This window comes from Streptomyces pseudogriseolus, assembly GCA_002154585.1.
GTDB classification, from domain to species: domain Bacteria; phylum Actinomycetota; class Actinomycetes; order Streptomycetales; family Streptomycetaceae; genus Streptomyces; species Streptomyces pseudogriseolus.
In genome coordinates this window covers 67798-74678 of sequence record MUNG01000010.1, presented here as the reverse complement: position 1 = coordinate 74678, position 6881 = coordinate 67798, and the positions used below count along the sequence as shown (strand labels likewise).

The 6881-nt window shown below is 72.2% G+C and carries 9 protein-coding genes; 3 read left to right on the top strand and 6 right to left on the bottom strand.

Going from position 1 to position 6881, the window contains the following annotated elements; genetic code table 11:
- Nucleotides 1–46: 46 nt before the first annotated feature.
- From modA to CCN29_RS01520, 3 genes are all read right to left on the bottom strand, one after another.
- Complete coding sequence (gene modA / locus CCN29_RS01530) at nucleotides 47–841, bottom strand: molybdate ABC transporter substrate-binding protein (RefSeq protein ID WP_031016305.1); 795 nt, start codon at nucleotides 839–841, stop codon at nucleotides 47–49.
- A gap of 158 nt (nucleotides 842–999) precedes the next feature.
- The gene (locus CCN29_RS01525; RefSeq protein WP_006134308.1) at nucleotides 1000–1395 is read right to left on the bottom strand and encodes a TOBE domain-containing protein; all 396 of its coding nucleotides are present in this window, start codon (nucleotides 1393–1395) and stop codon (nucleotides 1000–1002) included.
- 193 nt (nucleotides 1396–1588) lie between these two features.
- Entirely contained in the window at nucleotides 1589–1789 is a 201-nt protein-coding gene (locus tag CCN29_RS01520) for a DUF5999 family protein (RefSeq protein ID WP_006134309.1), read from the bottom strand.
- 292 nt (nucleotides 1790–2081) lie between these two features.
- Here CCN29_RS01520 and CCN29_RS01515 point away from each other — a divergent pair.
- Nucleotides 2082–2911, top strand: a protein-coding gene (locus tag CCN29_RS01515; RefSeq protein ID WP_442538203.1) for an IS5 family transposase whose coding sequence is annotated in 2 segments (ribosomal slippage) — nucleotides 2082–2436 and nucleotides 2436–2911 — 831 coding nt in all. Because the reading frame shifts where the segments join, the coding sequence is not laid out codon by codon here.
- 16 nt (nucleotides 2912–2927) lie between these two features.
- Here the strand turns inward: CCN29_RS01515 and CCN29_RS01510 are convergent.
- On the bottom strand, nucleotides 2928–3332 hold the full coding sequence (locus CCN29_RS01510) for a hypothetical protein (protein WP_086679684.1): 405 nt from the start codon (nucleotides 3330–3332) through the stop codon (nucleotides 2928–2930).
- A 229-nt stretch (nucleotides 3333–3561) separates the two neighbouring features.
- On the opposite strand from CCN29_RS01510, the gene CCN29_RS01505 reads away from it, so the two are divergent.
- Complete coding sequence (locus tag CCN29_RS01505; RefSeq protein WP_086679697.1) at nucleotides 3562–4299, top strand: SDR family NAD(P)-dependent oxidoreductase; 738 nt, start codon at nucleotides 3562–3564, stop codon at nucleotides 4297–4299.
- Nucleotides 4300–4357: 58 nt separating this feature from the next.
- Here CCN29_RS01505 and CCN29_RS01500 read toward each other — a convergent pair whose 3' ends face one another.
- Together CCN29_RS01500 and CCN29_RS01495 are read right to left on the bottom strand one after the other, a co-directional pair.
- Nucleotides 4358–4681 carry a hypothetical protein gene (locus CCN29_RS01500; RefSeq protein ID WP_006132239.1) on the bottom strand — a complete coding sequence of 108 codons (324 nt, stop codon included), beginning with the start codon at nucleotides 4679–4681 and terminating at the stop codon, nucleotides 4358–4360.
- Between the two features lie 53 nt (nucleotides 4682–4734).
- Nucleotides 4735–5700: an NADP-dependent oxidoreductase gene (locus CCN29_RS01495; protein WP_006132240.1), complete on the bottom strand. Its 966-nt coding sequence runs from the start codon at nucleotides 5698–5700 to the stop codon at nucleotides 4735–4737.
- A 124-nt stretch (nucleotides 5701–5824) separates the two neighbouring features.
- Between CCN29_RS01495 and CCN29_RS01490 the strand changes: the two genes are divergently transcribed.
- Complete coding sequence (locus tag CCN29_RS01490; protein ID WP_031018981.1) at nucleotides 5825–6817, top strand: GlxA family transcriptional regulator; 993 nt, start codon at nucleotides 5825–5827, stop codon at nucleotides 6815–6817.
- Nucleotides 6818–6881 lie beyond the last annotated feature (64 nt).

Genomic DNA, 6881 nt, shown 5'->3' with positions numbered 1-6881 from the left:
AGATGTGTATAAGGGAAAGTGCGGGGGGCGTCCTGGGCGGTGGTGGTCACGGCGCGAGGAAACCGGCCTGCCCGAGCACCTTCCGGCCCTCCGGTGACGTCACGAGCGCGACGAAGGCCTGCGCGGCTGAGGCGTTGGGGGCGTCCTCGAGCCGGGCGATCGGGTAGTCGTTGACGGCCTGCGCGGCCTCCGGGAAGTCCACGCCGTCCACCTTGTCACCGGCCGCCCTCACATCCGTGCGGTACACGACGGCCGCATCGGCCTCCTTCAGCTGCACCTTGGTCAGAGCGCTCTTGACGTCCTGCTCGTAGGAGGCGGGTTCGAAGGTGACGCCGCCCGCCTCCAGCGCCTTCTCGGCGGCGGCCCCGCAGGGCACCGTGCGGTCGCAGAGCACGACTTTCAGACCCGGCGCCGCCAGGTCCTCGAGCGAGTCGATGCGGTGCGGGTTGCCCGGGGCGGTGGCGATCTCCAGGCGGTTGCGCGCGAAGGTGGCCGGTGCGCCCGCGGTCAGCCCCTCGTCGGTGACGGTTCGCATGGTCGTGGTGCTGGCGGCGGCGAAGACGTCCGCGGGGGCGCCGCCCACGATGCCGGCGGCCAGGGAGTCGCTGCCGCCGAAGTTGAAGGTCACCTGGGTGCCGGGATGCTCCTTCTCGAAGCGCTCGCCCAGTGCCGTGAAGCTCTCCTTGAGCGAGGCGGCGGCGAAGACGGTGACGGTGCCGCTCGGACTGCCGTCGGCGGCGCGGGCCGGGGAGTCGTCGGCGGAGGAACAGCCCGCCAGGCCGAGCGCGGTGAGGAGAGCCAGAGCGGCGGTACCGGCGGTCCGGCGGGCGGAACGGATCATGCGAAGGCACTCCCTGGCAGCGGCGGGCGTCCGCGGGGACGCACACCCCGCATGCCGTTCATCATGACGCATCTGCGAGGTTTATCGCACCTGTCAGATCGTATGAGCGAGGCGATGAGTCGATGTGAGTTCTCATCTGCGCCCTGTGGCGCGGTCTTTCAGGTGCGGTCGATGTGGACGTTCGTCGACTTGACCCGGGCCGTGGCCTCGACGCCGACCTCCAGGCCCAGTTCCTCGACCGCCTCCCGGGTGAGCAGGGAGACCAGACGGTGGGGGCCCGCCTGGATCTCGACCTGGGCGGCGACGTCGCCGAGTTTGATCGCCGTGACGATGCCGGGGAACGCGTTGCGGGCCGAGGTGTACGGGATGTCGTCCTCGGGGGTGGCCGACCGGGCCAGTTCGACGGAGAACGCCGCCAGGTCACGGCCGTCGACCACCCGGCGTCCGGCGTCGTCGCGGCGGGTGGTGAGGCGTCCCGCGTCCGCCCAGCGGCGTGCGGTGTCGGGGCTGACGCCGAGCAGCCGCGCTGCCTGGCCGATCGTGTAGGACTGCATGCCGGTCACGATAGGGTGCCGCGGCCGGCGGCGGCGTACCGCGGGTCCTGCGGGGTGGCTGTCACCGTGCCCGTCCGCCGGGCCACGGTGGGTGAGGAGCCGTGCACACGCTTCGGGGCCGGGTCGCGTGGGCGTGCGCCCGCGGTCCGGCCCCGGTGATTCCCCGGGCGGTCCCCGTCCCGCCCGGCCGTGCTCAGGCGGACGTCAGCGTGACGCCCCCGGACCGCTGCGGGGCGATGATCCTGCCGTCGGGCAGGAGCTCACCGGTGTCCTCGAAGAGCACGACACCGTTGCACAGCAGGCTCCAGCCCTGCTCCGGGTGGTGCGCCACGAGACGGGCGGATTCCCGGTCGGCGGAGTCGGCTGAGGGGCACGGTGGCTGGTGCTGGCACATGGGTGGGTTCTTTCGCTCTGTGATGACCTGTGTGTGGGCTGTCGTGTCACTTGCGCGGCGTGAATCGTCGTTCATGGCCGCCCCCCGTGGTGATGAGTCGGGTCGGGATCCAGTGTTGCCCCACGGACGAGGATCCGCAGGCATTTCGCGGCACCGCTCCTCACAGGTTCATGACGCGTCACCCACGCGGACGGTTCACCTCAACTGCACTGTCCTTTCGGATGGTTCGCAGTGGCCGGACGGACTAGGGTCTGTCGTCAAAGGATCTTCGATCGGGGATCATGGTCGGGTGATACGTCGCCATGAACTGTCCGATGCCGAGTGGGCCTTCGTGCAGCCGCTGCTGCCCCGGTCCGAGCGGGGCCGCAGGCGGCTGGACGACCGGACGGTCCTCAACGGGATCGTGTGGAAGTTCCGGACCGGAACGGCCTGGCGGGACGTGCCCGAGCGGTATGGCTCCTGGGCGACGCTGCACACCCGCTTCCGCCGGTGGGCCAAGGACGGCACCTTCGAGCGGATGCTCCGGGCCGCCCAGGCCAGGGCCGACGCGGCCGGGGACATCGAGTGGCTGGTGTCGGTCGACTCCACGATCGTCCGGGCCCACCAGCACGCGGCCGGAGCGCGAAAAGGGGGCTCTGCTTCCCGGGACTCGGCCGGTCCAGAGGCGGCCTGACCAGCAAGATCCACCTGGCCTGCGATGGCGCCGGCCGCCCGCTCGCCTTCACCGTCACCGGCGGGAACACCAACGACTGCACGCAGTTCACCGCCGTGATGGAGGCGATTCGGGTGCCCCGGCCGGGTCCGGGACGGCCCCGGGTCCGACCCGACCACGTCATCGGCGACAAGGGCTACAGTTCCAAGGCCATACGCACCTGGCTGCGGCGACGGAACATCCGGCACACCATTCCGGAACGGTCCGACCAGGTTCGCAACCGGCTCCGGCGCGGCAGTCAGGGCGGACGTCCGCCGGCCTTCGACAAGCAGGTCTACAAGCGGCGCAACGTCGTCGAACGGTGCTTCAACCGCCTCAAGCAGTGGCGTGGCATCGCCACCCGCTACGACAAGACCGCCGAGTCCTACCAAGCAGCCGTCACCCTCGCATCGCTGCTGATGTGGGCGTGACATTTGACGACAACTCCTAGGAGGCGTCGGGGTCGACCTCGGGGTGCGTGAACCGGACGGGCCTGCCCAGTGACCGGGCGTAGGCGATCTCGGCGCGGGTGCTGTCCCCGATGTGGTCGCCGACCACGAGCACCTCGTCGGCGAGCCGGATCTTCGCCCGGTGCAGATCGTCCAGCCGGGACTTCAGCACCTCGGCCTCGCCGGGATCGGACCAGAGGGCGTGCGGGGATTTCAGGTCGCAGCCCGGCTTGACGACGATGTTGCCCGCCACGGTCTCCCGCAGATCGGCTTCGGCCATCTCGGTCATGAAGCGGGTGGAGCCGCAGATCACGACGATGCGCGGGAGACGCAACCGCTCCTTGGCGTCGGCGAGTCGCTCCTCGGGGGTGAGTCGGTCTCCTGGGGTGAGCGGTTGTGACACGGGTTCTCCTGGCGTGGTCCGCGTGGTTCGAAGGCGTGCCTGCGGAGACTAGCCGTCCGGCGGCTCGTGCGGCCGGACGGCTGTGGCCCGGACGGCGACGGCCCGGACGGCGGCGGCCCGGACGGCGGCGGCCCGGGTGGGTGTCGCGCACGGCGAAAACCCGGTGCGCCGGCCGGCGTCCCGAGTACGTTCGTGGCCCAGGCGTCGACACACGGGTGTGGAGGACACGGTGCTGAAGGATGCGACCGCCGTCGTCACCGGCGGGTCCCGGGGTATCGGGCGGGCGATCGTCGAGCGGTTGTGCCGGGACGGGGCGTCCGTGCTGTTCACCTACGTCAAGGACGAGGGTGCCGCGGAGGCGGTCGTCCGTGCCGTGGAGGCCGACGGCGGCGCGGCCAGGGCGATGCGTGTCGACCTCGGCGAAGAGGGTGCGCCCGAGCGGTTGATGGAAGCCGCCGAGGAGCGTCTCGGCGGTCTGAGCATCCTCGTGAACAACGCCGCGACGTCCTTCACGCCGACCCCGCTCGCCTCGACCGATGTGGAGGACTTCGCCACGGTCATGGCGGTCAACACCCGGTCGGTCTTCCTCACGATGCGCTACGCCGCCCGGAGGATGCGCGACGGCGGCCGGATCGTGAACATCTCCACCCTCAACACCGTGCGGCCCGCGCCCGGCATCGCCCCCTACGCCGCCAGCAAGGGCGCGGTCGAGCAGCTGACCGCCGTCGCGGCGCGGGAACTCGGGCCCCGTGGGATCACGGTCAACACCGTCTCCCCCGGCGCGACCGACACCGAGCTGCTGCGGACGACGAACCCCCAACAGGCGCTCGACGCGGTCGCCGGCATGACGCCGCTCGGCCGGCTGGGGCAGCCGGCCGACGTGGCCGATGTCGTCGCGTTCCTCGTGGGACCGGACGGCCGGTGGATCACCGGTCAGAATCTGCGGGCGACCGGCGGACTGGGCTGAGCGCCCTGACGTGACCAGGGTCGACGACCGGAGGGCCGGCCGACGCCGCCGGGAGGACTCAGCCGTCGTCCTCGGCGTCGAGGGACTCGAGGCCCTGCTCCCAGCGGCGGCGGCGCGCGTCCTCCGGCTCCTCCCACCACGGGGTGCCCCGTTCACCGAGCGCGACCTTGGCCCGGTGCACGCGGGACCGTGCCGCACGCTCGGCCTGCTCGTCGCCCGCGGTCGTCGCGGAGCGCACCGCACGGCGCGCCGACATGAGATGGCGGCGCAGACGTGCGGCGGTCTCCTCCGGGACGGCCGGGTCGGTCGCCCGCCATTTCCTGCCCCGGACGACGATGTGGTGCCCGTCGGGAGTGCGCTCCGGTGACTGGTCCGCGTTCACATCGACGAGGTGCCCCGTGCGGCTCCGCCCGAACCCGGCGCGGCCCCAGGACGTCAGTCCGTCGCGGTCAGCACCAGCTTGCCGCGCGTGTGACCGGCCTCGCCGTGGGCGTGGGCCGCGGCGGCCTCGGCGAGGGGGAACGTCTTCTCCACCTCGACGCTCACCTCTCCCGCGTCGATCAGGTCGGCGATCCGGGCCAGGGCGGGGCCGTCGGGCTCGACGAGGAACCCAGTGGCCCGTACGCCCGCCTCCTCGGCGGCGGCCGCCAGGTCCGGGGAGACGCCGCTGGGGACGGCGATCAGCAGACCGCCGGGGGACAGCGTCTTCAGGGCGCGGGTGCTGGTCCGGTCGTGCTCGTCGCCGACCAGGTCCACGACCACGTCGACGCCGGACGCGGCCTCCTCGAAGGGAGTGGTGGTGTAGTCGATCGTCTCGTCGGCGCCGAGGTCCTTCAGCCACGGGTGGCGGGCGGCGCTCGCCGTGGCGATCACGTGTGCGCCCAGGTGGCGGGCGAACTGCACGGCCAGGTGGCCCACGCCCCCGGCGGCGGCCGTGACCAGGACGCGCTGTCCGGCCTGCACGTGGGCGGTGTCCACGAGGATCTGCCAGGCGGTGAGCGCCGCCAGCGGCAAGGCCGCCGCGTGCACGTGGTCCACCGTGGCCGGCTTGCGGGCCCACTGGCGGGCCGGTGCGGTGACGTACTCGGCGTAGGCGCCGCCGGCGCGCGGGAACCACGGCATGCCGTACACCTCGTCGCCCGGCCGGAGTGTGGTGACGCCGAAGCCGACCTGCTCGACGACGCCGGAGACGTCCCAGCCGAGGATCAGCGGGAACGTCTGGAGTCCCGCCATGCCCTGACCCACGCGGGTCTTCCAGTCCACCGGGTTGACGCCGGCGGCGTGGACGCGCACCAGCACCTCGGTCGGCAGGGGTTCGGGACGGGCCACGTCCTCGGGCGTGAGGACCTCCGGGCCGCCGAACTCGCTGATCGTGACGGCACGCATGGTGTGGCCGCTCATCGTTTCTCGCTCCTGTATGTCGTACGGATCCATCGCCGGGACGTTCCCCGGTGACATCCACCCTGCCGCGCCGGTGCCGGTGGGCGTGAGTGGCCTGAGGGACACCTGTCGTACTATTCGGGCCATGACGCATCGGGTTGCCGTTCTCGCCCTCGACGGGGTCCTGCCGCTGGACCTGGGCATCCCCGCCCGCGTCTTCAACGAGGCCCGGGCTCCGGACGGCAGCCGTCTGTACTCGGTCGGGACCTGCTCGCTCGGGGGGCGTCCGGTCCGTACGCACGAGGACTTCCGGATCGTCGTGGAGCACGACGAGTCGCTGCTGGACACCGCGGACACGGTGGTGATCGCCACCCAGGAGCCGACCCCCGACCTGCTCGCGACGGGGACCCTGCCCGAGGACGTCACGGCGGTGCTGAAGGGCATCCGGCCGGGGACGCGCATCGTGAGTCTGTGCACCTCGGCCTTCCTTCTCGCGGCGGCCGGGCTCCTGGACGGTATGCGGGCGACCACGCACTGGACGCTGTGCGAGGCCTTCACGCAGCTGTTCCCCGGGATCGAGGTCGACCCGAACGTGCTGTTCGTCGACAACGGCCGCATCCTCACGTCGGCCGGCGGCGCGGCGGGCATCGACCTGTGCCTGCACCTGGTCCGGCTGGACCACGGGGCGAGTGTCGCGGCGGCGGCCGCGCGGAGGTGCGTGGCGGCGCCGTGGCGTGAGGGCGGACAGGCGCAGTTCATCGAGCACGTGGTACCCCAGGACGCCGACCGCTCCACCTCGGACACCCGGCAGTGGGCGCTGGAGCGGCTGGCCGACCCGCTCACGCTCGAGGACATGGCGCGGCACGCGCACATGAGCGTGCGCACGTTCACGCGCCGTTTCCGGCAGGAGACCGGGCTCAGCCCGCTGAAGTGGCTGGCCCAGCGCCGGCTCGCCCACGCACGGCATCTGCTGGAGTCCACCACCCTGCCCGTGGCCCGCATCGCGACCGCCTGCGGCTTCGGCGACCCTGTCGCGCTGCGCCGGCAGTTCCACACGTACGTGGGCCTGTCCCCGGCGGCGTACCGGCGCGCGCACAGTGCGCCGGGGGTGGCGGAAGGGACGGCGGCTGTGCGGTGACCTTCGCGGAAGCGCGAGAGTTCACGGCCACGGACCGCGTTACTCCCTCCCGGCGAGCCCTGAC